General features: G+C 42.4%; 39 protein-coding genes and 1 pseudogene. 31 read left to right on the forward strand and 9 right to left on the reverse strand.

The window, feature by feature from the left end; all coding sequences use genetic code 11:
- Window positions 1-163: 163 nt before the first annotated feature.
- From yihA to CYK47_RS06060, 4 genes are all read right to left on the reverse strand, one after another.
- Window positions 164-1,015, reverse strand: coding sequence for a ribosome biogenesis GTP-binding protein YihA/YsxC (yihA, locus tag CYK47_RS06045; protein ID WP_122899893.1), 852 nt, complete (start codon window positions 1,013-1,015; stop codon window positions 164-166).
- A 62-nt stretch (window positions 1,016-1,077) separates the two neighbouring features.
- Window positions 1,078-1,518 carry an RrF2 family transcriptional regulator gene (locus tag CYK47_RS06050; protein ID WP_122899895.1) on the reverse strand — a complete coding sequence of 147 codons (441 nt, stop codon included), beginning with the start codon at window positions 1,516-1,518 and terminating at the stop codon, window positions 1,078-1,080.
- Between the two features lie 67 nt (window positions 1,519-1,585).
- Window positions 1,586-2,347, reverse strand: coding sequence for a globin domain-containing protein (locus CYK47_RS06055; protein ID WP_122899897.1), 762 nt, complete (start codon window positions 2,345-2,347; stop codon window positions 1,586-1,588).
- A gap of 152 nt (window positions 2,348-2,499) precedes the next feature.
- On the reverse strand, window positions 2,500-3,696 hold the full coding sequence (locus CYK47_RS06060; protein ID WP_122899899.1) for a PLP-dependent transferase: 1,197 nt from the start codon (window positions 3,694-3,696) through the stop codon (window positions 2,500-2,502).
- 162 nt (window positions 3,697-3,858) lie between these two features.
- Between CYK47_RS06060 and CYK47_RS06065 the strand changes: the two genes are divergently transcribed.
- From CYK47_RS06065 to CYK47_RS06215, 31 genes and pseudogenes are all read left to right on the forward strand, one after another.
- Complete coding sequence (locus tag CYK47_RS06065) at window positions 3,859-4,596, forward strand: type 1 glutamine amidotransferase (protein ID WP_122899901.1); 738 nt, start codon at window positions 3,859-3,861, stop codon at window positions 4,594-4,596.
- Window positions 4,597-4,866: 270 nt separating this feature from the next.
- Window positions 4,867-5,178, forward strand: a complete 312-nt coding sequence (gene rpsJ, locus CYK47_RS06070; protein WP_000070912.1) for a 30S ribosomal protein S10 — start codon at window positions 4,867-4,869, stop codon at window positions 5,176-5,178.
- A 59-nt stretch (window positions 5,179-5,237) separates the two neighbouring features.
- Window positions 5,238-5,876 (forward strand): 50S ribosomal protein L3, encoded by a 639-nt coding sequence (gene rplC / locus CYK47_RS06075; protein WP_122899903.1) that lies wholly within the window; start codon window positions 5,238-5,240, stop codon window positions 5,874-5,876.
- Window positions 5,877-5,887: 11 nt separating this feature from the next.
- Complete coding sequence (rplD, locus tag CYK47_RS06080; RefSeq protein WP_067731189.1) at window positions 5,888-6,490, forward strand: 50S ribosomal protein L4; 603 nt, start codon at window positions 5,888-5,890, stop codon at window positions 6,488-6,490.
- Window positions 6,487-6,807 (forward strand): 50S ribosomal protein L23, encoded by a 321-nt coding sequence (gene rplW, locus CYK47_RS06085; RefSeq protein WP_004809809.1) that lies wholly within the window; start codon window positions 6,487-6,489, stop codon window positions 6,805-6,807. Before rplD ends, rplW begins: the two co-directional genes overlap by 4 nt.
- A gap of 11 nt (window positions 6,808-6,818) precedes the next feature.
- Window positions 6,819-7,643 carry a 50S ribosomal protein L2 gene (rplB, locus tag CYK47_RS06090; RefSeq protein WP_122899905.1) on the forward strand — a complete coding sequence of 275 codons (825 nt, stop codon included), beginning with the start codon at window positions 6,819-6,821 and terminating at the stop codon, window positions 7,641-7,643.
- A 19-nt stretch (window positions 7,644-7,662) separates the two neighbouring features.
- Entirely contained in the window at window positions 7,663-7,938 is a 276-nt protein-coding gene (rpsS, locus tag CYK47_RS06095) for a 30S ribosomal protein S19 (protein ID WP_004281508.1), read from the forward strand.
- Window positions 7,939-7,947: 9 nt separating this feature from the next.
- A complete protein-coding gene (rplV, locus tag CYK47_RS06100; RefSeq protein WP_001982638.1) occupies window positions 7,948-8,277 on the forward strand; it encodes a 50S ribosomal protein L22 in 330 nt (109 codons plus the stop codon).
- Window position 8,278: 1 nt separating this feature from the next.
- Window positions 8,279-9,056: pseudogene (gene rpsC, locus CYK47_RS06105) on the forward strand (30S ribosomal protein S3).
- Window positions 9,035-9,448 carry a 50S ribosomal protein L16 gene (gene rplP / locus CYK47_RS06110; RefSeq protein WP_122899908.1) on the forward strand — a complete coding sequence of 138 codons (414 nt, stop codon included), beginning with the start codon at window positions 9,035-9,037 and terminating at the stop codon, window positions 9,446-9,448. The pseudogene rpsC and the gene rplP overlap by 22 nt, the downstream one beginning before the upstream one ends.
- Entirely contained in the window at window positions 9,448-9,645 is a 198-nt protein-coding gene (gene rpmC, locus CYK47_RS06115) for a 50S ribosomal protein L29 (RefSeq protein ID WP_004650482.1), read from the forward strand. Before rplP ends, rpmC begins: the two co-directional genes overlap by 1 nt.
- The gene (gene rpsQ / locus CYK47_RS06120) at window positions 9,642-9,899 is read left to right on the forward strand and encodes a 30S ribosomal protein S17 (protein WP_122899910.1); all 258 of its coding nucleotides are present in this window, start codon (window positions 9,642-9,644) and stop codon (window positions 9,897-9,899) included. Before rpmC ends, rpsQ begins: the two co-directional genes overlap by 4 nt.
- Window positions 9,900-9,987: 88 nt before the next feature.
- On the forward strand, window positions 9,988-10,356 hold the full coding sequence (rplN, locus tag CYK47_RS06125) for a 50S ribosomal protein L14 (RefSeq protein ID WP_005012978.1): 369 nt from the start codon (window positions 9,988-9,990) through the stop codon (window positions 10,354-10,356).
- 9 nt (window positions 10,357-10,365) lie between these two features.
- Complete coding sequence (gene rplX / locus CYK47_RS06130) at window positions 10,366-10,683, forward strand: 50S ribosomal protein L24 (protein WP_122899912.1); 318 nt, start codon at window positions 10,366-10,368, stop codon at window positions 10,681-10,683.
- Window positions 10,684-10,699: 16 nt separating this feature from the next.
- On the forward strand, window positions 10,700-11,236 hold the full coding sequence (rplE, locus tag CYK47_RS06135; protein ID WP_122899914.1) for a 50S ribosomal protein L5: 537 nt from the start codon (window positions 10,700-10,702) through the stop codon (window positions 11,234-11,236).
- Window positions 11,237-11,245: 9 nt separating this feature from the next.
- Window positions 11,246-11,551 (forward strand): 30S ribosomal protein S14, encoded by a 306-nt coding sequence (gene rpsN, locus CYK47_RS06140; protein ID WP_122899916.1) that lies wholly within the window; start codon window positions 11,246-11,248, stop codon window positions 11,549-11,551.
- Between the two features lie 12 nt (window positions 11,552-11,563).
- Window positions 11,564-11,959, forward strand: a complete 396-nt coding sequence (gene rpsH / locus CYK47_RS06145) for a 30S ribosomal protein S8 (protein ID WP_122899918.1) — start codon at window positions 11,564-11,566, stop codon at window positions 11,957-11,959.
- 13 nt (window positions 11,960-11,972) lie between these two features.
- Window positions 11,973-12,506, forward strand: a complete 534-nt coding sequence (gene rplF, locus CYK47_RS06150; RefSeq protein WP_122899920.1) for a 50S ribosomal protein L6 — start codon at window positions 11,973-11,975, stop codon at window positions 12,504-12,506.
- Window positions 12,507-12,520: 14 nt separating this feature from the next.
- A complete protein-coding gene (gene rplR / locus CYK47_RS06155) occupies window positions 12,521-12,871 on the forward strand; it encodes a 50S ribosomal protein L18 (RefSeq protein WP_004281497.1) in 351 nt (116 codons plus the stop codon).
- A 2-nt stretch (window positions 12,872-12,873) separates the two neighbouring features.
- Window positions 12,874-13,371, forward strand: a complete 498-nt coding sequence (rpsE, locus tag CYK47_RS06160) for a 30S ribosomal protein S5 (protein WP_122899922.1) — start codon at window positions 12,874-12,876, stop codon at window positions 13,369-13,371.
- Between the two features lie 6 nt (window positions 13,372-13,377).
- The gene (gene rpmD, locus CYK47_RS06165) at window positions 13,378-13,554 is read left to right on the forward strand and encodes a 50S ribosomal protein L30 (protein ID WP_005094139.1); all 177 of its coding nucleotides are present in this window, start codon (window positions 13,378-13,380) and stop codon (window positions 13,552-13,554) included.
- A gap of 3 nt (window positions 13,555-13,557) precedes the next feature.
- Window positions 13,558-13,998, forward strand: coding sequence for a 50S ribosomal protein L15 (gene rplO / locus CYK47_RS06170; RefSeq protein WP_122899924.1), 441 nt, complete (start codon window positions 13,558-13,560; stop codon window positions 13,996-13,998).
- Between the two features lie 45 nt (window positions 13,999-14,043).
- Window positions 14,044-15,363, forward strand: a complete 1,320-nt coding sequence (gene secY, locus CYK47_RS06175) for a preprotein translocase subunit SecY (protein ID WP_171407306.1) — start codon at window positions 14,044-14,046, stop codon at window positions 15,361-15,363.
- Between the two features lie 20 nt (window positions 15,364-15,383).
- The gene (rpmJ, locus tag CYK47_RS06180) at window positions 15,384-15,500 is read left to right on the forward strand and encodes a 50S ribosomal protein L36 (protein ID WP_000867907.1); all 117 of its coding nucleotides are present in this window, start codon (window positions 15,384-15,386) and stop codon (window positions 15,498-15,500) included.
- Window positions 15,501-15,606: 106 nt separating this feature from the next.
- Window positions 15,607-15,963: a 30S ribosomal protein S13 gene (rpsM, locus tag CYK47_RS06185; RefSeq protein ID WP_122899928.1), complete on the forward strand. Its 357-nt coding sequence runs from the start codon at window positions 15,607-15,609 to the stop codon at window positions 15,961-15,963.
- A 19-nt stretch (window positions 15,964-15,982) separates the two neighbouring features.
- Entirely contained in the window at window positions 15,983-16,369 is a 387-nt protein-coding gene (gene rpsK / locus CYK47_RS06190; protein ID WP_001040166.1) for a 30S ribosomal protein S11, read from the forward strand.
- 12 nt (window positions 16,370-16,381) lie between these two features.
- Window positions 16,382-17,008, forward strand: a complete 627-nt coding sequence (gene rpsD, locus CYK47_RS06195) for a 30S ribosomal protein S4 (RefSeq protein ID WP_122899930.1) — start codon at window positions 16,382-16,384, stop codon at window positions 17,006-17,008.
- A 17-nt stretch (window positions 17,009-17,025) separates the two neighbouring features.
- Window positions 17,026-18,033: a DNA-directed RNA polymerase subunit alpha gene (locus tag CYK47_RS06200; protein WP_034587449.1), complete on the forward strand. Its 1,008-nt coding sequence runs from the start codon at window positions 17,026-17,028 to the stop codon at window positions 18,031-18,033.
- A gap of 18 nt (window positions 18,034-18,051) precedes the next feature.
- Window positions 18,052-18,417 carry a 50S ribosomal protein L17 gene (gene rplQ, locus CYK47_RS06205; protein ID WP_122899932.1) on the forward strand — a complete coding sequence of 122 codons (366 nt, stop codon included), beginning with the start codon at window positions 18,052-18,054 and terminating at the stop codon, window positions 18,415-18,417.
- A gap of 376 nt (window positions 18,418-18,793) precedes the next feature.
- A complete protein-coding gene (locus tag CYK47_RS06210; protein ID WP_122899934.1) occupies window positions 18,794-19,048 on the forward strand; it encodes an FAD assembly factor SdhE in 255 nt (84 codons plus the stop codon).
- Window positions 19,041-19,418 (forward strand): hypothetical protein, encoded by a 378-nt coding sequence (locus CYK47_RS06215; protein WP_122899936.1) that lies wholly within the window; start codon window positions 19,041-19,043, stop codon window positions 19,416-19,418. Before CYK47_RS06210 ends, CYK47_RS06215 begins: the two co-directional genes overlap by 8 nt.
- Here the strand turns inward: CYK47_RS06215 and CYK47_RS06220 are convergent.
- The 5 genes from CYK47_RS06220 to CYK47_RS06240 all read right to left on the reverse strand — a co-directional run bounded on the left by CYK47_RS06220 (window position 19,415) and on the right by CYK47_RS06240 (window position 23,613).
- Window positions 19,415-20,281, reverse strand: coding sequence for a DMT family transporter (locus CYK47_RS06220; protein ID WP_122899938.1), 867 nt, complete (start codon window positions 20,279-20,281; stop codon window positions 19,415-19,417). The two genes, CYK47_RS06215 and CYK47_RS06220, sit on opposite strands and share 4 nt — an antisense overlap.
- Before the next feature lie 41 nt (window positions 20,282-20,322).
- Complete coding sequence (locus CYK47_RS15455; protein WP_164709156.1) at window positions 20,323-20,841, reverse strand: hypothetical protein; 519 nt, start codon at window positions 20,839-20,841, stop codon at window positions 20,323-20,325.
- A gap of 4 nt (window positions 20,842-20,845) precedes the next feature.
- Window positions 20,846-21,058, reverse strand: coding sequence for a YheV family putative zinc ribbon protein (locus CYK47_RS06230; RefSeq protein WP_122899940.1), 213 nt, complete (start codon window positions 21,056-21,058; stop codon window positions 20,846-20,848).
- A gap of 44 nt (window positions 21,059-21,102) precedes the next feature.
- The gene (locus tag CYK47_RS06235; RefSeq protein WP_122899942.1) at window positions 21,103-23,133 is read right to left on the reverse strand and encodes a M3 family metallopeptidase; all 2,031 of its coding nucleotides are present in this window, start codon (window positions 23,131-23,133) and stop codon (window positions 21,103-21,105) included.
- 102 nt (window positions 23,134-23,235) lie between these two features.
- Window positions 23,236-23,613, reverse strand: coding sequence for a hypothetical protein (locus CYK47_RS06240; protein ID WP_122899944.1), 378 nt, complete (start codon window positions 23,611-23,613; stop codon window positions 23,236-23,238).
- Window positions 23,614-23,702: the final 89 nt, after the last annotated feature.

A 23,702-nucleotide genomic window follows, 5' to 3' on the forward strand; every position in this document is an offset into this window, starting at 1 on the left:
ATCAATAACTTGATCTTTAAATCTCGAGTGTTTTTATCGGGATTTTTGGCTTTTGTTAGCCAGTTTATAAACTTGAATAGTTATGTGATTTATATCTATATTTTAAACTAAAATGCCAAACACAAAAGCCACAGACTGAGCTGTGGCTTTTGCTCAAAATGTCTTATTTTTGTACTGATGAATCAACGATATCTGTATCTAGTTCATCTATCACTAAATCTACATCATCCCCTTCGACAAATTCTTCATCTTGTTCAGATGCTTCAGGAATTTGGCTCAAATCAATATTGTTTTGCTGTTCTAAGGTAAAGTTTAAACGACCCGCCATGACACTCGCGAGCTCTTCTAAACCTTGCTTGTTTAATGAAGAGAATAATTGAATCGAGAAGTCTAACTTCATTTTACGCAATTGCGCTTTCACTTCTTGTAAGGCTTTAGACGCTGGACCACGATTGAGTTTGTCAGATTTGGTGAGTAACACATGCACAAAGAGGCGACGCGAGTAAGCCCATTCCAGCATCATCACGTCAAAGTGTTGTAATGGATGACGAATATCCATAAGTAACACTAAGCCTTGTAAACTTTTACGATGAATGAGGTAGTTTTCTAACTCTTTTTGCCACACGATCTTCATCGCTTCAGGTACAGCAGCATAGCCATAACCAGGTAAATCCACCAAACGTTGGTCAGGATTACCTAAGCTAAAAAAGTTAATCATCTGGGTACGACCCGGGCGTTTTGAAGCTCGAGCCAATTGTTTTTGGTTGGTTAAAGCATTAATTGCGCTTGATTTACCTGCATTAGAGCGACCTGCAAAAGCTACTTCATAACCCGTATCTTCTACACACAAATTTAGCTTTGGTGCACTCATTAAAAATTCAGCTTTACGAAGCCAGTTGAGTGAGCGTACAGCATATTCAGTAATTGCAGAATCTACTTTTTTCTCATAAGTAATCTTTTGCTTGGGCGCATTCGCCGTTTTACTGTTACGTGATTTTCCTCGGTGCTGATGCATAACCTAACTTCAAACTTAATTTACCAAGGGGTATTATAAAGCAAGTCGCCGAGGCAAGCGAATTAAACATTTAAGATGTCAATCGCCAATGGATGTTGAGCATGACTAGGTAGGGCAAGCGCTTGGGCAAAAGTATATTGATTTAAGCTTTGATAAAATTGTAAGAGAGCTTGATTGAGAATACCTTTTAAGCCGCAGCGTGGCAGCAAAATACAAGGTTCAGGTTTATTGCAATCTACAATTGCGGCATCACCTTGTAGGGTGTGTACCAGCGTACCTAAACCCATGTCTAGGACTTGAGGATTTAAACGAATCCCACCACCTTTGCCACGCGTGGTGATCAGCCAATTTTGCTTTGCCATAAAATGTACCACTTTAATTAAGTGGTTCTGTGAAACATGCAGATTCTGCGCAATTTCAGCGATGGTATAGGGTGCTTCACGCAGTGGAGCAACATACATCAACACACGTAATGCATAGTCAGTAAATTTATTGAGCTGCATTGCAAAAAAAACTAGGGCCGGAACCCTAGTTTAACTACAATAGAATGGAAAGCAAAGCGAGGCGCAATTACAGGGTCATTGGCGCAGAAGCTTCTAGCGCATCACCCACTTGATAGTGTTGCAACAAAATATTGGCTACAGAAAATTCACTTGCATCGCTGGCACTTGCTACAGCAAAGCTATATGACGTATCGCTGATTGCTGTTAATTTAAATTGTTGCGGCTGTAATAAATCGTGTTGTGGTACTTGCACACGTACAGAAATTAAGGCGTCTACGGCTGTGCTTAATACTGCTTGTGCATCTGCTGCCTCGATCGTAAATACAGCGCCTAGTGCATTGTTTTCAATTGCAGCAATCTTAAAGCCACGCCAGCCAGCCCAACCCCCATGTTGTGCTGCTAATTGCTGATATTTCGCTTGTTCTATACCAGCCATTAATTCTGCCAACTGTGTATAAGCGGCTTTCCATGCTGCAATCAGATCTGAATCCATAGATACATCTAAGACTTCGCTAATCGAATGCAATAAATTGTCACCGACAATGGCATATTGTTCAGGCTGAATATCAAGGCTGACATGCTTGCTTGTAATACGCTCTAAAGCTTTAGCCAATACACTTGGATTTTCAATGTTTTCTGCATACGCTAACACTGCTGCAGCTAAAGCACGCGGCTGACGACCTGTGCTTTGGTGATCTAAGTTAAAAGTATTTTTTAACTCAGGGTGATTGTTGAGCATACGCTGATAAAAATATTCGGTGAGTGCAACAACGTTTTCACGTAATACAGGTACGGTTGCTTTTACCAATTCAATATGTTGCGGTGTCATGCTTTACACTCACTCTAAAACAATTTTATAAGATGTATTTAAAATACATCTTTTGTTTTGGCTTGACAATATTTTGACTGAATAAAACCATAAAAAAAATATGGGATATTTAAAAATATCCCATATTTCAAGTTTTAAGCGTAATGAATTGTCTAGATTTTAGCTTCTAATACCGATAATGCTTGTGCTAAATCAGCAATTAGATCTGCAGGGTCTTCTAAGCCAATACAAAAACGTACCAAGATGCCTTTATGTAAATGTGAGTGCTGTAAGCTACGCATTTGTTGTATGTGATAGAGCATCACCAGACTCACAGGTCCACCCCAACTAAAGCCAAGCTTAAACAGTTGCAGGGCATCACAGAAACCACGTACCTCTGCTAAGCTATATTTTTCTTGAAAAACCACACTGACTAAACCGGCACTGTTTCCATCTTGGCAAATTTCTTGCCAATAGGTATGGCTGATATTGTCAGGATCAGCAGGATGCAACACTTGGCTAAAATGCGGCTGCTGTTTAAGCCAGTCTAATAGGCTTAACGTACTTTGACTTTGAGCTTGATAACGCACATGCATAGACGCCAAACTGCGTTGAATCTGCGCCACATCATCGCCAGATACGCTCAAGCCTTGCAGTGCATGGCTACGGTATAGCTGATGATGTAAAGCTTGATCGCGTGTCACTACAGAACCCATTAAAATGTCAGCACCGCCACTTGGGTATTTAGTTAAGGCATGAACGGTGATATCTACGCTTAAATGATCATCGCTAAAATCAAAAGCATTAAAGGCTAGACCTGCGCCCCAAGTATTGTCTAAAGCAGTTAAAATATGGTGGGCTTGAGCTTTTTTAACCAGTGCTTTGAGGTTAGGGAATTCTAAAGTCACAGAACCCGCTGCTTCTAACCATAATAATTTAGTATTGTTGCTGGGTTGAAAGCTCTCGACATCAAGTGGATTATAGACCTGTACCTTGACCCCATAACGCTGCTCTAAATCACGTAAATGTTCTAAATTGGGACCATACATATTATCGGCTACCCAAACTTCATCCCCCTGACTTAAAAAACAGGAATTTACTAAATGAATGGCAGATAAACCACTCGGTGCCAACAAACAATATTGGCCGCCTTCAAGCTGAGTAATATTATCGCCTAAAGTAAAGGTTGTGGGTGTGCCATGTGTGCCATAGCTATAGTCATAATCATCGCTCCAATGGCGATTAAATAGGGCATCAGTATTGTCAAATATAATGGTCGATGCACGATAGAGGGGAGGCTGAACCGTAACAACGTACTGAGGTGCCTTTCTTGGTGCATGAATGAGTTGGGTTTGGGGGTTTTTTTTCACGTCCGTGCTCAAAATAAACTGTATATCTAACTTAGCTTAAGAGAAAGTCATTGATCCTGCTAGAGAAGTGACACTTTTTATAAAAATCGGATGAAATGTGCAAAGTTGGCGTTATTCTTGCAAAACCTATGTTAAAGCAATAACAATAGGTGAAATAACAGCATGAAACCGCAGTTAAAAGTACATTATTTTCAACATATTGCGGGAGAAGGTTTTGGTAGTTGTTATGAATATTTAAAACAAAAAAACGCCAAAATTACTGCAACAGAATTCTTCGCATTACCAGTTGATCGTCCTTTAGATATAGAGGCATTGCCCGATATTCATGATGTGGATTTACTCATTATTATGGGCGGTACTATGAGTGTTAATGATGAAGCCAATTATCCTTGGTTAAAAGTCGAAAAACGTTGGTTAAGACGTTACTTGTCTTTAGGTAAACCCGCTATTGGTTTGTGCTTAGGTGGGCAATTGATTGCCAATGCTTTAGGGGCAGCGGTGAGTCGTAATCAGCAGCAAGAACTCGGTTGGAGCACCATCCGTAAGATTCAATCCGTCCCTAAAGACTGTTTTGAGTTGCCTGAACAACTTAATGTCTTGCAATGGCATAGTGAAACATTTGAAATTCCTAAAGGTGCGGTGCATTTGGCAGAAAATGAAGTCTGTCGCAATCAAATGTATCAGATTGGTAAAAACGTTTTGGGCTTTCAGTTTCATCCTGAAATTACCCCGCAAGTATTGGAGTTGTTTCTAGAAAATGCTGAAGAATTGTCCATTTTTTCAGGTCAGTATGTACAAGATGTGAATACGTTGATTAAATCGTCAAAAAGTAAATTTATTCAAGGAAATCAAATATTAAACCAAGCAATTGACTATGTTTTAAAGAAAACAGCTTGGTAAATGGTGTTTAAACAAGCGAACAACAAAATATATGGAAAAAACAACTAAAAGAGCAAAAAGGGATTTGCTTATGCATTAAACAATAGCTATAATGAGCGACCCTTCGATAGGAAGGGTGTTAACTGCGAAGAAAGTAGTTAACTATCGTTACAGTCGTGGCATCGATCACGACCTTAGTGATATTTCACTGCTCTTGACACTTGCCTTAAAATAGTGGGGTGAGATGCGTCAAGAGTGATTCTTTATATATTTGGCTTGGAGTTAACTGGTATGTCTAACCAGAGAATTCGTATCCGTCTTAAGTCTTTTGATCACCGTTTAATTGATCAATCAGCTCAAGAAATCGTAGAAACAGCAAAACGTACTGGCGCACAAGTTTGTGGTCCAATTCCAATGCCTACACGCATTGAACGTTTTAACGTTTTAACATCACCACACGTTAACAAAGATGCGCGTGACCAATACGAGATCCGCACTTACAAACGTTTGATCGACATCGTTCAACCTACAGACAAAACTGTAGACGCGTTGATGAAGTTAGATCTTGCAGCTGGTGTTGATGTTCAGATCGCATTGGGTTAAGGCTTTCGGTTAATTAACGCTCTAAGTTAATTAAGCCGCTTTTTTAGAGGTTTATGCACATGGCTATTGGTTTAGTCGGTCGCAAGTGCGGTATGACGCGTATCTTTACAGATGCTGGCGTTTCTGTACCTGTAACAGTGATTGAGGTTGATCCTAACCGCATCACTCAAATCAAAACGCTTGAAACTGATGGTTATCAAGCGATTCAAATCACTACTGGTGAACGTCGCGAATCTCGCGTAACTAACGCTCAGAAAGGTCACTTCGCGAAAGCGGGTGTTGCTGCTGGTCGTCTAGTTCAAGAATTCCGCGCTACAGAAGCTGATCTTGAAGGTCGTGAAGTTGGTGGTATGCTTACTGTTGAGTTGTTCCAAGTTGGTCAAATCGTTGACGTAACTGGTACTTCTAAAGGTAAAGGTTTCCAAGGTGGTGTTAAGCGTTGGAACTTCCGTACGCAAGATGCTACTCACGGTAACTCGGTTTCTCACCGTGTTCTAGGTTCTACAGGTCAAAACCAGACTCCTGGTCGCGTATTCAAAGGCAAAAAAATGGCTGGCCATTTAGGTGCTGAACGCGTAACTACACAGGGTCTTGAAATCGTTGCTATCGACGTTGAACGTTCAGTTCTTGTTGTGAAAGGCGCGGTTCCTGGTGCTACTGGTGGCGACGTAACTGTTCGTCCTACGATCAAGGCCTGAGGGGAAATAACGTGAATTTAAATACTGTTTCCGGCTCTGCTGTTGAATTATCAGAAGTTGCGTTCGGTCGTGAATTTAATGAAGCTCTTGTACACCAAGTTGTTACAGCTTACTTAGCTGGTGGTCGTCAAGGTTCTAAAGCTCAGAAATCACGCGCAGACGTTTCTGGCGGTGGTAAAAAGCCGTTCCGTCAAAAAGGTACTGGCCGCGCTCGTGCTGGTTCTATTCGTAGCCCAATCTGGGTTGGCGGTGGTAAAACTTTTGCTGCTCGTCCACAAGACTGGTCTCAAAAAGTAAACCGTAAAATGTATCGCGGTGCTATGCAATGCATCCTAGCTGAACTTGTTCGTCAAGATCGCTTAGTTTTAGTTGAAGAGTTTGCTGTTGCTGCTCCAAAAACTAAAGAATTGCTTGCAAAACTTAACGACTTAAATGCGACTCGCGCATTGATCGTTACTGATGCTGTTGATGAGAACTTGTATCTAGCTGCTCGTAACATTCCACACGTTGATGTGGTTGATGCTACTGCTATTGATCCTGTTAGCTTGATCGCGTTCGATAAAGTTGTTATGTCTGTAGCTGCTGCTAAGAAAATTGAGGTAGAACTCGGATGAACAACGAACGTTTATATCAAGTCCTTCAAGGACCTGTTTTCTCAGAAAAAGCACAAGTTTTAGGCGAAACTGCTGGTGTTCAAGTTTTTAAAGTTGCGACTGATGCAACTAAACTTGAAATCAAAAAAGCTGTTGAGCAATTATTTGGTGTTCAAGTTGTTAAAGTTAACACAACGATCACTAAAGGTAAGACTAAACGCTTTGGTAAAACTATCGGACGTCGTTCTGATGTTAAAAAAGCATACGTCACCCTGAAAGCTGGCCAAGATGTTGAAATGGCTGACTTGGGCGATGCCGCTGAAAGCGCAGCGGAATAAGGACGAAAACTATGCCTATTCAAAAATGTAAGCCAACGTCTCCAGGACGTCGCTTTGTAGAGAAAGTCGTTCACGACCATCTTCACAAAGGTGCTCCATACGCTCCATTAGTAGAAGCTAAAAAGCGTACTGGCGGCCGTAATAACAACGGTCACATCACGACTCGTCACGTTGGTGGCGGTCACAAGCAGCACTACCGTCTAGTTGACTTTAAACGTAACAAAGATGGTATTCCTGCAACTGTAGAGCGTATTGAATACGATCCTAACCGTACTGCACACATTGCACTTGTATTGTATGCTGACGGTGAACGTCGTTACATCATCGCGCCTAAAGGCCTTCGCGCTGGCGATAAAGTACAATCTGGTAACGATGCTCCAATTCGTCCAGGTAACTGCTTACCGCTTCGCAACATGCCTATCGGTTCTACTCTTCACAACATCGAACTTAAAATCGGTAAAGGCGCGCAATTAGCTCGTTCTGCTGGTACTTCAGTTCAATTGTTGGGTCGTGACGGTTCTTACGCTATCGTTCGTCTTCGTTCAGGCGAGATGCGTAAAATTCACGTTGAATGCCGTGCTGTGTTAGGTGAAGTATCTAACTCAGAAAGCAACCTTCGTTCACTAGGTAAAGCTGGTGCATCACGCTGGCGTGGTGTTCGTCCTACCGTTCGTGGTATGGCGATGAACCCAGTTGACCATCCACACGGTGGTGGTGAAGGGCGTAACAAAGGTATTCAACCTGTAAGCCCATGGGGTCAAAAAGCTAAAGGGTACAAGACACGTACCAACAAGCGTACGACTAAGATGATTATTCGCGACCGTCGCGTTAAGTAACAAGTAAAGGAATCTGACAATGCCTCGTTCTCTGAAAAAAGGCCCATTCGTCGATGCGCACTTGTTCGCTAAGGTTGAAGCGGCTATCGCGGCTAATAACCGTAAGCCGATCAAAACTTGGTCGCGTCGTTCGATGATCCTCCCGGATTTTGTTGGTTTAACAATTTCTGTTCATAATGGCCGTAACCATGTTCCAGTGATCGTATCTGAACATATGGTTGGTCATAAACTCGGTGAATTCGCGCCAACTCGTACCTATCGTGGTCACGGTGTTGACAAGAAATCTAAACGCTAAGGTGCTATGATGGAAGTTACTGCTAAATTACGCGGTGCCGCTATCTCGGCACAAAAAGCACGTTTGGTTGCAGACTTGATCCGCGGCAAATCTGTTGCGCATGCTTTAAACATTTTAAACTTCAGCAACAAAAAAGCTGCAGTTTTAGTTAAAAAAGCATTGGAATCTGCGATTGCAAACGCTGAACATAATAACAGTTTAGATGTAGACGATCTTAAAGTTTCTACGATCTACGTTGACGAAGGCATGAGCCTTAAACGTATTATGCCACGTGCTAAAGGCCGTGCAGATCGTATTACTAAGCGTACTTGTCACATCACCGTTAAGGTAGGGGTTTGATATGGGTCAGAAGGTTCATCCAATCGGTATCCGCCTAGGTGTTGTGAAACGTCATAACGCTAACTGGTATGCGAGTCCGAAACAATACGCTGAATACTTGCTTAAAGATTTGCAAGTTCGTGAGTTTTTAAACAAAAAACTTAAGAACGCAATGGTAAGCAATATTCTTATCGAACGTCCTACTGGCGCTGCTAAAATTACAATTAGCACTGCTCGTCCTGGTATCGTTATCGGTAAAAAAGGCGAAGACATTGAGAAATTACAACGCGAATTAACATCTATTATGGGTGTTCCTGCGCAAGTAAGCATCAACGAAATCGATCGTCCAGACTTAGACGCGCGTCTAGTTGCTGAAGGTATCGCTTCTCAATTAGAAAAACGTGTAATGTTCCGTCGTGCTATGAAGCGTGCGGTTCAAAACTCTATGCGTGCTGGTGCTAAAGGTATTAAAGTTGAAGTTTCAGGCCGTTTAGGTGGTGCTGAGATCGCTCGTACAGAATGGTATCGTGAAGGTCGTGTACCTTTGCATACGCTTCGTGCGGACATCGACTACTCTTCAGTACGTGCTGAGACTACTTACGGTACGATTGGTGTTAAAGTTTGGGTATTCCGCGGTGAGATCCTTGGTGGCATGAAACAAGTCATGAACCCAGCTCCTGCTGAAGAACGTCCAGCTAAACGCGGTCGCGGTCGTGGTGAAGGTCAAGAGCGTCGTGGTCGTCGCAATGATCGTTCTGCTGAAAAAGGAGAATAATCCATGTTGCAACCTAAACGTATGAAATTCCGTAAGGTGCAAAAAGGCCGTAACACTGGTCTTGCGCATCGCGGTAGCTCAGTATCTTTCGGTACTATCGCGCTTAAATCAATTGAACGTGGTCGTATGACTGCTCGTCAAATTGAAGCAGCTCGTCGTACAATCAGCCGTCGTATTAAACGTGGTGGTAAGATCTTTATCCGTGTTTTCCCAGACAAACCAATTACTAATAAACCATTAGAAGTTCGTATGGGTAAAGGTAAAGGTTCTGTGGAATACTGGGTTTGTGAAATCAAACCAGGTAAAGTCTTGTACGAAATTGATGGTGTTAACGAAGAATTGGCTCGTGAAGCGTTCACGCTTGCAGCTGCTAAACTTCCGTTTAAAACCACTATCGTGACTCGGACGGTAATGTAATGAAAACTAAAGATCTACGTGAAAAGTCGGTAGAAGAGTTGACAGCTTTGCTTGATGAGCAACAGCTTAACCAATTCCGTCTTCGTATGGCGAAAGCAACTGGTCAATTGGGTAAATCGCACGAAGTTGCATTAACTCGTAAAACTATTGCTCGTATTAAGACCCTCCTTACCGAAAAACAGGGGAACGGACAATGAGTGAGCAAACAGTTCGCACGTTAACAGGTAAAGTAGTAAGCGACAAGATGGACAAGTCTATCGTTGTGCTTATCGAACGCCGCGTTCAACACCCGTTGTATGGCAAATCAATCCGCCGTTCAACAAAATTACACGCTCATGATGAAAACAACACTGCTAAAGCTGGTGATGTTGTAACAATCAAAGAATGCCGCCCAATGTCTAAAACTAAGTCTTGGACTTTAGTTGAAGTGATTGAAGCAGCAGCTGAGTAATTAACGTTCTTGCATCATCGGTCAATTTCGAGTACTCTTTGAGCCTTTCGAAATTCTGACCGATGTTGCTCGGTTTTGGAGTAGGGCAATGATTCAAACCGAAAGTATGCTCGACGTAGCAGACAACAGTGGTGCTCGCCGCGTACAATGTATTAAAGTACTTGGTGGTTCACATCGTCGTTATGCTTCTGTTGGCGACATCATTAAAGTTACTGTAAAAGAAGCAATTCCACGCGCTCGTGTTAAAAAAGGCGACGTGATGAATGCTGTAGTTGTACGTACAAAATTCGGCATCCGTCGTGCAGACGGTTCTGTGATTCGTTTCGACGATAACGCAGCTGTTATTTTGAACAACAACAAAGCGCCGATTGCGACTCGTATTTTCGGACCAGTGACTCGTGAACTTCGTACTGAACAGTTCATGAAAATTATTTCATTGGCTCCTGAAGTTCTATAAGAGGCACTCATGGCTAAGATTAAAAAGGGCGATCAAGTAATTGTGATCGCAGGTAAAGAAAAAGGCAAACAGGGTACTGTATTGTCTGTTTCAAATGACCGCGTTCTTGTTGAAGGCTTGAACTTGGTTAAGAAGCATCAAAAGCCGAACCGTGCAACGGGTGCTGAAGGCGCTATCGTTACACAAGAAGCTACGCTTCATATCTCAAACGTGGCAATTTTTAATGCTGCAACCCAAAAGGCTGACCGTGTTGGTTACCAAGTAGTTGAAGGCGTGAAAACTCGCGTATTCAAATCTACTGGTGAATCAGTGGCGGTAGCGAAGTAATAGGTTGAATTAGGCTATGGCCAGACTTAAAGCACGTTATAACGACGAACTTAAAGCTCAGTTACAAGAGACTTTAGGTGTTAAAAATGTGATGGAAATTCCACGCATTACAAAAATTACTATCAACATGGGTGTTGGTGCGGCTTCTGCTGACAAAAAACTCCTTGATGGTGCTCTAGCGGATATGCAAGCAATTGCTGGTCAAAAACCAGTTCTTACTCTTGCACGTAAATCTATCGCTGGTTTCAAAATCCGTGACGGTTGGCCGATTGGTTGTAAAGTTACTTTACGCGGCGAACGCATGTACGAATTCTTAGACCGTTTGATCTCTATTGCGATCCCACGTATTCGTGACTTCCGTGGTTTCTCTGCGAAATCATTTGATGGTCGTGGTAACTACTCAATGGGTCTTAAAGAACAAATCATGTTCCCAGAGATCGATTTTGATAAGATTGATCGTATTCGTGGTATGGACATTACCATTACTACGACTGCTCGCACCGATGACGAAGGCCGTGCGCTTATGCGTGCATTCGGCTTCCCGTTCAAATAAGAGGTCGATATGGCTAAGAAAGGTATGATTAATCGCGAATTGAAACGCGAAGCTACTGTTGCTAAATACGCTGCGAAACGTGCTGAATTAAAAGCAATTATCGCAAACGTAAATGCATCAGACGAAGAACGTTTCGAAGCGATGATGAAATTTCAAGCATTACCACGTAATGCGTCTCCAGTACGTCTTCGCAACCGTTGTGGTTTAACTGGTCGTCCTCACGGTTTCTTCCGTAAGTTCGGTCTAAGCCGTAACAAACTACGCGATACAGTAATGCAAGGTGATGTACCTGGCGTTGTTAAGGCAAGCTGGTAAGGAGCACTATAAATGAGTATGCAAGATACCGTTGCCGACATGTTAACACGTGTTCGTAACGCGCAAATGGCGAAGAAACAAACTGTTTCTATGCCAAACTCTAAGTTAAAAGTTGCGATTGCTAACGTTCTTAAACAAGAAGGTTATATCGCTGAAGTAGCGGTTGCTGATGCCGAAGGTAAAGCAACGCTTACTTTGACTTTAAAATATTTCGAAGGCAAACCAGTTATCGAAACTGTGAAACGCGTAAGCCGTCCTGGTCTACGTCAATATCGCGGTAAAGATGCACTTCCTAGCGTTAAGCAAGGTTTAGGTATTGCAATTGTTTCTACAAGCAAAGGCATCATGACTGATCGCGCTGCACGTGCTGCGGGCATCGGTGGTGAAGTTATTGCTTTTGTTTCTTAATAGGTGATTCCTCATGTCTCGTGTGGCTAAAGCCCCAGTAACTGTACCTAACGGTGTTACAGTTACTCAGAACGGCCGGCAGGTCGAAGTGAAAGGCACTAAAGGTACATTGTCTTTCAACCTGCATGCGCTGGTCGAGCTTAAACAGGAAGACGGTACTCTAGTTATTGCTCCAAAAGCTGAGTCGAAAGACGCTTGGATGCAAGCTGGTACTGCTCGCGCTGTGCTTAACAACCTTGTAAAAGGTGTTAGCGAAGGTTTCGAACGTAAGTTACAGCTTATCGGTGTTGGTTATAAAGCTGCGGTTAAAGGTAACGTTGTTAACCTTAACCTTGGTTTCTCTCACCCGATCGATTACAACCTTCCTGAAGGTGTAACTGCTGAAACTCCTACAGCAACTGAAATCGTACTTAAATCAGCTGACAAAGCTGCTCTAGGTCAAGTTGCTGCAGATATCCGTGGTTACCGTCCACCAGAGCCGTATAAAGGTAAAGGTGTTCGTTATTCTGACGAAGTTGTACTTCGTAAAGAAGCTAAGAAGAAATAAGGCGCGAGGTTCTTATGAACGAAAAGAAACAATCCCGTTTGCGTCGTGCGAAAAGCACACGCTTGCACATCCGTGCGTTGGGTGCGACTCGTTTGTGTGTAAACCGCACTCCGCGTCACATCTATGCTCAAGTTATCTCAGCAGATGGTGGCAAAGTATTAGCGCAAGCTTCTACTTTAGACGCTACTCTACGTGCTGGTACAACTGGTAACGTTGAAGCGGCTCAAAAAGTTGGTGCTTTAATTGCAGAGCGTGCGAAAGCTGCTGGTGTAACTAAAGTTGCATTTGACCGTTCTGGTTTCAAATATCATGGTCGTATCAAAGCCTTGGCTGATGCTGCTCGTGAAAACGGCTTGGAGTTCTAATCATGGCTAAAGTTGAACAAAACGAAGGTCTTGTTGAAAAGCTGGTAGCCGTTGATCGTGTTGCCAAAGTTGTTAAGGGTGGTCGTATCTTCTCTTTCACAGCATTAACAGTTGTGGGTGATGGTAATGGTCGCGTAGGTTTTGGTCGTGGTAAAGCGCGTGAAGTTCCAGCTGCTATTTCTAAAGCACTTGAAGCTGCTCGTCGTAACATGATTACTGTTGACTTAGTTAACGGTACTGTACAGCACCCGATCAATGCTCGTCACGGTGCAAGCCGCGTTTACATGCAACCTGCTTCTGAAGGTACTGGTGTAATTGCTGGTGGTGCTATGCGTGCAGTTCTAGAAGCTGTTGGTGTACGTAACGTATTAACTAAATGCTATGGTTCTACAAACGCTGCTAACGTAGTAAACGCGACTTTTAATGGTCTGCGTGATATGACTTCTCCTGAGAAAGTTGCTGCGAAACGTGGTCTTTCAGTAGAACAAATTCAAGGGTAATCAATCATGAAAACGATTAAAGTTACCCAGACTAAATCTGCATCGCACCGCTTGAAAAATCACAAGCTTAGCCTTCAAGGTTTAGGTCTGCGTCGTATTGGTCATACTGTAGAAGTGCAAGATACGCCTTCTAACCGTGGTATGATCAACCAAGTATACTATATGGTTAGTGTAGAGGAATAAGCCATGACTCTGCGTTTAAATACAATTGCGCCTGCAGAAGGTGCTAAACGTGAAAGCGTTCGTCTAGGCCGTGGTATCGGTTCTGGTATGGGTAAGACTGGTGGCCGTGGTGTCAAAGGTCAAAACTCACGTAAGAGCGGTGGTACACGTCCTGGTTTCGAAGGCGGTCAAACAGCACTTTATCGTCGTTTGCCTAAATTCGGTTTCACTAGCCAACAGGCATTGAAAACTGCTGAAGTACGTTTATCTGAGCTTAACAAAGTTGAAGGCGATATCGTTTCTCTTGAAACTTTAAAAGCTGCAAACGTTGTACGTAAAGATATGTTACGTGCTCGTATCGTACTTTCTGGTGAAATTACTCGCGCATTCACTGTTCAAGGTGTTGTGTTGACTAAAGGCGCTAAAGCTGCTGTTGAAGCTGCTGGCGGTAAAGTCGAGGAGTAATCTCCAGTGTCTATGACTCCTAGTTCTACAGGTCATGTTAACATGATGAAAGGTCAGCCATTTCACGTCAAATATCGTGAAATTATTCGCAGAATGATGTTCCTCATTGGTGCGTTGCTGGTCTTTCGACTAGGAGCGCATATTCCAGTACCGGGTATCGATAATGCTGCCCTTGAGAATTTATTTAATGCAAACTCAGGCACAATCCTGGGTTTGTTTAATATGTTCTCAGGTGGTGCATTAGAGCGAATGTCTATTCTTGCTCTTGGGATCATGCCATACATTTCTGCCTCAATTATTGTGCAGTTAATGTCAACTGTGGTGCCATCGCTCGAAGCTTTAAAAAAAGAAGGCGAGCAGGGTAAGCGTAAGATTAACCAATATACACGACAAGGAACGCTGTTCTTAGCCTTAGTGCAGTCGATTGGTATGTGTGCAGGTCTGATTAGTCAAGGAATTACCTTAACGTCAGGACTTGCTTTTTACATTCCAGCCGTGACTTCACTGGTTGCGGGTACAATGTTCTTGATGTGGTTGGGTGAGCAGATCACTGAACGCGGGGTAGGTAATGGTATTTCCATGATTATCTTCGCGGGTATTGTTGCAGGCTTGCCAACATTGGTAATGCAATCTTTCACCTCTATTGACAGCGGACAGTCAAGTTTAATTGGCTTAGCGATCTTCGCTCTGTTATCATTAGCGGTATTGGCAGCAATCGTGTTTATCGAGAAAGCGCAACGTCGTATTCCGGTAAACTATGCTCAAAAACAACAAGGTCGTCGTGTATTTACCGCGCAACAGACACATTTGCCATTAAAAATTAATATGGCGGGTGTAATTCCGGCAATTTTTGCCAGCTCATTGCTTTTGTTCCCAGCGAGCTTAGGTCAGTGGGTCGGTAGTGCTGACCCTGATGCAGGTTTAATTAAGCGTGGCCTACAAGATTTGGCACTCGTTTTGTCGCCTGGACAACCACTATATTTGGTACTCTTTGGTGCGTTAATTATTTTCTTCTGTTATTTCTATACTGCGCTAGTGTTTAGCCCTAAAGAAGTTTCCGAGAATTTAAAGCGTAGTGGAGCTTATGTGCCCGGTATACGCCCAGGTGAGCAAACTGCTCGTTACTTAGATCATATTCTCAATCGTTTGACCTTTATTGGCGCGATCTACATTACAGTGGTGTGTTTGATGCCAATGGTGCTACAAAGCTCATTTGGTATTCCGTTTAGCTTAGGCGGCACATCGTTACTGATTGTAGTTGTTGTGGTGATGGACTTTATGGCTCAGCTGCAAGCTCATCTCACCTCGCATCAATACGATAATCAAACCCTAATGAGAAAAACGACTGCTCATCCTAAGGGATAAGCGCACTTAGAGGTTTCATCATGAAAGTACAAGCTTCTGTAAAGAAAATTTGTGGTAGCTGTAAAGTTATCCGTCGTAATGGGGTTATTCGCGTAATTTGTAGCGCAGAACCTCGTCATAAGCAGCGTCAAGGTTAATCTAATCAAGACCTGTTGATTTCAGTAGGCTAATTAGGTTATTATCCGCCCCTCAAGATTTTTGTGGGGCGGTTGATTATCTCTACTGCCTTTTTGGAGAAAGTGAATGGCTCGTATTGCCGGTGTAAACATTCCGGATAACAAGCATGCTGTTATCTCCCTTACGTATATCTTTGGTATCGGTCGCCACACTGCTAAGCAAATCTTAGCTGCTGTTGGTATCGAAACAACTACTAAGATTCGTGAGTTGGACGATGCTCAGCTTGATGCGATTCGTGCAGAAGTTGCTAAGGTTCCTACCGAAGGTGACTTACGTCGCGAAATTTCCATGAACATTAAACGTTTAATGGATTTAGGCTGCTACCGTGGTCTTCGTCATCGTCGTAGCTTGCCTGTCCGCGGTCAACGCACAAAAACTAACGCACGTACCCGTAAAGGTCCGCGCAAACCGATTAAAAAGTAAGATTTCTGGAAGCTAAAAGATGGCTAAAGATACTCGCACACGCAAGAAGGTCACTCGTACCGTCTCTGAAGGTGTTGCACACATTCACGCGTCTTTTAATAACACCATTGTAACGATTACCGATCGTCAAGGTAATGCATTGGCTTGGGCCACTTCAGGTGGACAAGGCTTCCGTGGATCACGTAAATCAACTCCGTTCGCTGCTCAGGTAGCTGCTGAAGTTGCTGGTAAAGCAGCTTTAGACTACGGTTTGAAAAACTTGGACGTCCTTGTAAAAGGTCCTGGTCCAGGTCGTGAATCTGCGGTTCGTGCATTAGGCGCAGTGGGTTATAAGATTAACAGCATTACCGATGTGACTCCAATTCCTCACAACGGTTGCCGTCCACCTAAAAAACGTCGCGTGTAAGGAGAAACATTCATGGCTCGTTATATTGGTCCAAAATGCAAACTCTCTCGCCGCGAAGGGACAGACCTGCAATTAAAATCTGGCGTTAAACCGTTTGACGTTAAGACTAAAAAACATGCTAAAGCGCCTGGCCAACATGGTGGTGCGCGTGGCAGCAAACAATCTGAGTACTCACTACAATTACGTGAAAAACAAAAAGTACGTCGTATGTACGGTGTTTTAGAGCGTCAATTTAGTAACTACTACAAAGAAGCAGCTCGTGTTAAAGGCGCAACTGGTGAGAACTTATTAAAGTTACTTGAAAGCCGTCTTGATAACGTTGTTTATCGCATGGGTTTTGGTTCTACACGTGCAGAAGCTCGTCAGTTAGTATCTCACCGTTCAATCACTTTAAATGGTCGTCGCGTTAACATCGCGTCTATCCAAGTTAAAGCTGGTGACGTGATTGCAGTTCACGAAGGCGCTAAACAACAATTACGTATCAAAAACGCAATTGAATTAGCTGCACAACGTGGTACAGCTTCATGGATCGAAGTAGATCATTCGAAACTTGAAGGTACATTCAAAGCTGCTCCAGATCGTTCTGATTTACCTGCTGAAATCAACGAAAGCTTGATTGTAGAATTGTATTCTAAATAATCCTTGAGGTAGCAATAATGACGCGTACTGCAAATGAGTTTCTAACTCCGCAAGCGATCAAGGTCGAAGCGGCAAGCGGGACCTCGGCAAAAGTTATTCTAGAACCCTTAGAGCGTGGCTTTGGTCATACTCTGGGCAATGCTTTACGTCGCATCCTTCTTTCTTCTTTACCTGGCGCAGCTGTGGTTGAAGTAGAGATTGAAGGTGTTGAGCACGAGTACAGTACTTTGGAAGGCTTGCAGCAGGACATCGTCGAGCTCTTGCTGAACCTAAAAGGATTGTCTATTAAGCTGTTCGATCAAAATGAAGCTTATTTAACATTAGAGAAACAAGGTCCTGGCGACGTAACTGCCGCTGACCTTCGTTTACCTCATAATGTTGAAGTGGTTAACCCTGAGCATTTGATCGGCACATTAAGTGCTACTGGCAATCTTAAAATGCGCCTTAAAGTTGCTCAAGGCCGTGGTTATGAGACTTCTGATTCACGCTTCCCAGAAGGCGAAACTCGCCCTGTAGGTCGTTTACAGTTAGATGCTTCTTATAGCCCGATCAAACGTGTGTCTTACACAGTGGAAAACGCTCGTGTAGAACAACGTACTGACCTTGATAAACTGATCATTGATCTTGAAACAAATGGTACTGTTGATCCTGAAGAAGCAATTCGTAAGGCAGCAACGATCTTGCAACAACAAATCGCGATTTTTGTTGACCTGCAAAAAGATCAAGCACCAGTTGCTCAAGAGCCTCGCGAGGAAGTTGATCCAATCTTGCTTCGTCCAGTAGATGATCTAGAGCTTACTGTTCGTTCTGCTAACTGTTTGAAAGCAGAAAATATTTACTACATTGGCGATCTTGTTCAACGTACTGAAGTTGAGTTGTTAAAAACTCCTAACTTAGGTAAAAAATCGTTGACTGAGATTAAAGATGTTCTAGCTTCGAAAGGCTTGCAGCTTGGCATGCGTTTAGAAAACTGGCCACCAGCTAGTTTACGCATGGACGATCGCTTTGCCTATCGTAGCCGTTAATTAAGTAGGACTATCACCATGCGTCATCGTAATAGTGGTGTGAAATTAGGCCGTACAAGCAGTCATCGCAAAGCGATGTTCCAAAACATGGCTAATTCTTTGTTCGCGAACGAGTTAATCAAAACTACTGTGCCTAAAGCAAAAGAGTTACGTCGTGTAGCTGAGCCTTTAATCACTTTAGCTAAAAACGATACTGTTGCAAACCGCCGTTTAGCGTTTGCTCGTACTCGTTCAGCAGCAACTGTTGGTAAATTATTTACCGTTCTTGGCCCTCGTTACAAAGAGCGTAACGGCGGTTATCTACGTGTTCTTAAAGCGGGCTTCCGTGCAGGTGATGCTGCGCCGATGGCTTACGTTGAACTAGTAGATCGCGAAGTTAAATAATTTCGCAAGAACTGTTCAGTTGTTCTAAAAAAGACCGGTGTTTCACCGGTCTTTTTTTATTGTATTTTTGTAACTCAAAATATCATTAGTCAGCATAATTTTTTCGTTTATTTATAAAAAAGCCCCATAACATTGCGTTTTATTCACAAATATAATTTGTAACAAAAAATAATCTGTCTCATGCTTAAGCCTAACGCATTAGATGACCTTGTACTAACTTCTATTCATACGCATAGCAAAATTAAGCTTATGCATTAAGCATAACGATTTATCTAAGATGATATGAATTGGGTGGAGTATTTTGTTGTAGCAAGCCTGAACAGCTGCTTTTAAATCGGTTACACTTAAAAGCAGATCGTCACTGTTGGGAAATGCAATGCAAGAAATGAGTTTAGAAGAACGTAAGGTTATTTATCGCGCCCGTCGTGGTTTAAAAGAAATTGATGTGTATTTTGATCCCTACGTCAAAAACTATTATTTACAAGCAGATGCTGCAGAAAAAGCGACTTTTGCTGATTTAGTTGAGCAGGAAGATCCTGATTTATTGGATTGGTTTATGGAAGTGTCAGAACCGCCACGTCCAGAAATGCGCGCTTTAATTAATAAGCTTAAACATTACGTGCATGGCTAATCGTTGCTTTCAACTGCAACGTAGCTATTTGGCGCTGGTGTTGCAGTTAGTGTTGTGTTCAGTGATCATTGCTGTTTTGGCAATGACACTGAGCTTATGGCTATTATGTGTAGCAGTGCTTGGCTTAGTGCTAAGTTATTTATATTTTTATTATCAAGATCGTATTATTCAACTTGAATATTTAGATCAACAGGATTGGACTTTAACCAGTCAAAAACAAAAAGTCCACCGTGATCAAATTAAAAAAATCATTGATCATGGGCTTTATATCATTATTTTTTTTGAACAGCATCCACCTCTGGCTATTTGGTGTGATCAATTAGATTGGCCAGATTGGAAGCGTTTAAAAGTTTTAGCTAAACTGTATTAGCGCCTTTTTTTAAACAGTGGGCTACAAATTAAAATGGCTGTTAAGATCAAGCTAAATCCAACTAAACTTAAACCATCAGGCAGTTCTCGCCAAAATAGATAACCCCAAATTCCAGCAAAAATAATCGCAATATAATTGACAGGTCCAATCTGTCCTGCGGGCGCCAATTTATAAGCATTTGATAAAAATAGTTGGCTAATATTGGCCAATAAGCCTGCTGCCATCAATAAACTCAGCTCTCTCAAGCTATACGGGCGCCATAACCAAAACATGGGCAGCATCGAAATTAAACTGCCAATCAAGCAAAAATAAAACACAATGCGCTCTGGCGGTTCAGTTGCGGTCAGCGCACGCACAGTCACAAATGCCATAGCTGCTAAAAAGCTTGCGCCTAGGCCAATCCCTGACATTAAGTTAAACATGCCGCTGTCGGGCTTAGCAACGCAAAGCACCCCAATTAAACCCATCCCAGCAGCGATCAACATGCTTAAGGTGATTTTTTCTTTTAAAAATAACCAAGCAATCAGGGGGATAAAAATCGGGGAGGAATAAGTAAATACCATGGCATTAGACAGCTTAAGATTGGCAATGGCATAAAAAAAGCCATACATGGCAGTTAAACCCACCACCGAACGCCATGTGTGCATCCATAATTTTTCAGTTTTGAAAAAACTCACGCCTTTATTTAATAGCAGCGGCACAAAAATAAATAAGCCAATAAAATTGCGAAAGAACACAATCGTTGCATTGTCTACACTATGCGAGGCATAACGAATACAGACGCCCATAATTGAAAATAAAAACGCAGCGAAAGTCAGGCAAGCAAGTGCTTTGAGCAATTGAGAGGGCGCAGGCTTAGACATGAGCTCAGGATCATTATAATTTGGCTTAGTTTAACGCAACCTTAAGGATGATTTGTAGTTTGGAGTTCTGCTAGTTGTTGTTCGAGTAAGTGAATTTGTTGTTGTTTCAAGCGGATTAATTCATCCGCAGTTAAATTTTGTTGTTGTAAGACTTTTTCTTGCTCAATCAACTGTTGTTGAATATCAAGCTGTGTGTCGATTTCTTCCTGTGCGAGGCTCAGGTTTTCTGGAATCGCTTGGTTAAGCAAATCTTCTTCGACTAATATTCGATTAGGTGTTGTTTTAAATTGTGTGGGTGGTAGAGTTGGCTGGCTTGCAGCACTTGCAGCACTTGCAGCACTTGCAGCACTTGCAGCACTTGCAGCACTTGCAGCACTTGCAGCACTTGCAGCATCTTGGTGCGCCGCTAGAGCTAACGCATTGCTAGTTGGCATATCTTGTGGATGATGAGATTGCAGTGCAGAATTTTCACTGAAAAATAGAGAACTACTTACCGCAATAATGATTACGGTAAGTACAGCAACAATCCACCAAAGCAGTGATGAACTATGACGTTGCATCGGTTTATTTTTGACGTGGTTTAAATTGAATCACACCAACTTGATCTGCAACTTCAGGCATTTGTGGTTCTTCAACTTCAGTTGGGCGATTTTCTGAATAGTCGCATTCAATACATTCAATCCATTCAGCATCGGCTGTGGTGAGCATGACAATACGGTCTTGAGCTTCACAGCGTGGACATTTAGCACCTGCAATAAAACGACGCTTAATGGTCATGATACTCACCTTATCCTTAGAAATTGAACGGTATTTTACGCGCTTTAAGCCTTGTTCGTCCAACCTTGATGACGTAATAGGGCATCAATTTTCGGTTCACGACCACGGAAATTCACAAAAGCATCCAGTGCGCTGTCACGTCCGCCCACCGCAAGCACAGCTTTACGGAACTCTACACCCGTTTGCGTGTTAAAAATCCCTTCACTTTCAAAACGATCAAAAGCATCGCTGGCGAGCACTTCTGCCCATTTATATGAGTAGTAACCTGCTGCATAGCCCCCAGCAAAAATATGGCTAAAGCTGTGTTGGAAACGGTTATAGGCGACTGATGGCATCACGCTAAATTTACGACGAATCTCATCTAAGGTATGTTGAATGCCTTGAGCATCAAGCGCGGGATTGGCTTCATGAATATTTAAGTCAAATAAGGCAAATTCAATTTGACGCAAGGTTTGCATACCTGATTGGAAGAAACGCGCATCCAGTAAGGCTTTAAGTAAATCGGCAGGCAGAGTTTGCTGCGTTTCGATATGTTCACTCAGCAAGTTTAAGCTTTCATGATCCCATGCCCAAAATTCCATAAACTGACTTGGTAACTCAACTGCATCCCAAGCCACGCCGTGCGTACCTGCAACTGAGATATTATCTACTTCTGTCAGCAGATGATGTAAACCATGCCCAAATTCATGGAACAAGGTAATCACTTCATCATGGGTAAGTAGAGCAGGTTGATCACCTACAGGTGGGGTAAAGTTACAGACCATATAGCAAATTGGCTTTTGTAAACCTTGCTTGCTTTGCATACGTGAACGGAAGCCGCTCATCCAAGCGCCACCGCGTTTACCGCTACGTGCATATAAATCAAAGTAGAAACCGCCAAGGACTTGACCTTGATCTTCTAATTCAAAATAACGTGCGTCTTGATGCCAAACAGGGGCTTGACGTTCAATCACGTCAATACCGTATAAGCGCTTCACAATGCTAAATAAACCTTGCAGGATTTTTGGCGCAGGGAAGTAAGGCTTTAATGCTTCTTGTGACAGATTAAATTGCTGTACTTTGAGCTTTTCTGAATAGAAGGTGCTATCCCAAGGCTGTAACTCTGTAATGCCATCTGCTGCAGCAATGGCTTTCAGTTCAGCAATATCGCGTGTGGCAGGTGTGCGTGCATGCTCGGCTAAATCTTCTAAAAATGTTTGTACAGTTGCAACATCGGGTGCCATTTTGCTGGCAAGTGATAGCTCGGCATAGTGATTAAAACCAAGTAAAGCTGCCATTTCTTGACGTAGCTTTAAGATTTCTTCCATCACCTGTGTATTGTCAAATTCAGGCTTATCAGCTTGATCGGATGCGCGTGTTGTATAGGCTTTATAGAGTGTTTCACGTAAAGCACGATCTTCGGCATAGGTCATGATCGCTAGATAAGATGGAAAATCTAGCGTCGCAACAGGCTGTTCAAGCTCACGTTGTTGACCATATTGTTTTAATAATTCAACGCTACTTTCTGGTAAGCCTTTCAGTTCAGCTTCAGTCAATGGCTTAAAGTAAGCTTGGGTCGCATCTAAGACATGATTAGAGAAGTCTGATGACAGTTGCGATAAACGGGCTGAAATTTCGGCATAGCGTTTTTTCGCTTCACCCTCTAAAGCGACGCCTGAAAGTTTAAAATCGCGTAAGGCCAATTTAATTGCACTTTGTTGCGCTGCACTTAAGGCTTGGTATTCGCTTGCATCATGTACATTTTGGAAAGTCTGATATAACACAGTGTGCTGACCAAGTTCGGTGTAGTAAGCACTTAAGCTTGGTAATAAGCTTTGATACACCTCACGGGTTTCTGCGTTGTTCATGATCGCATTTAAATGGGATAACACGCCCCATGCTTCGCTCATGTTATTTTCAAGCGTATCGAGTTGTTCTAGCACGCTTAAACGTGCAGCTTGGCTTTCAGGTACAGTGCTTAAATCTTGTAAAAATTGCTGACCTTGGGCAATGGCAGTTTCAATCTGTTGTTTGAGTTGTTCAAGGCTAATTTGGTCAAATTGTGGAACTGGCAAAGTTGCCTGTTGAAGTGTCATATCTACATTGCTCAATTTTATCTTACTAGTAGATGTAGGGCTTATCGTTGATAAAATCAAGCCTAATCAAGAAAAAGAGCGCCGTGGCGCTCTTTTTCTTGATTAACAATCAGGATCAATAAAATAACTTGTTTTTTCAAATTTTTGCCATGCACCAGTTGCTGCACCGTCAACAACGAGGATTGAAATGATTCCCCAATCTAGTAACACACCTAACAAGGTTGTTGGGTCAAATGTTTTTTGAGGGGTAATAGATGTGGTTTTACAGCCATTTTTTTCGGCTTTAATTACATAGTTTTTTTTTTTCTTAAATGTATAAGCAGCTTGATTCTTGCCCATATACTCTTCATTTACATATAATTTTGCTTCCGTATCATTACTGCGAATATTGACAGTTTGGCTTGCCCCATTAAAAATCGTGGCACAACCTGAAGTCATTAACGTAATCGCTAAAAGCGTTGAAGTAAGAATCTTTTTCATAATTTACCCCCTAAATAAAAGTGCAAAAGATATATATTTGAATAATTTAGTCAAGTGTTTTATTTTTTTAATAAAGAAAAAGAGCGCCG

Origin of the sequence: Acinetobacter sp. B51(2017) (assembly GCF_003711395.1) — a bacterium.
In the GTDB taxonomy this organism is placed as follows: Bacteria; Pseudomonadota; Gammaproteobacteria; order Pseudomonadales; family Moraxellaceae; genus Acinetobacter.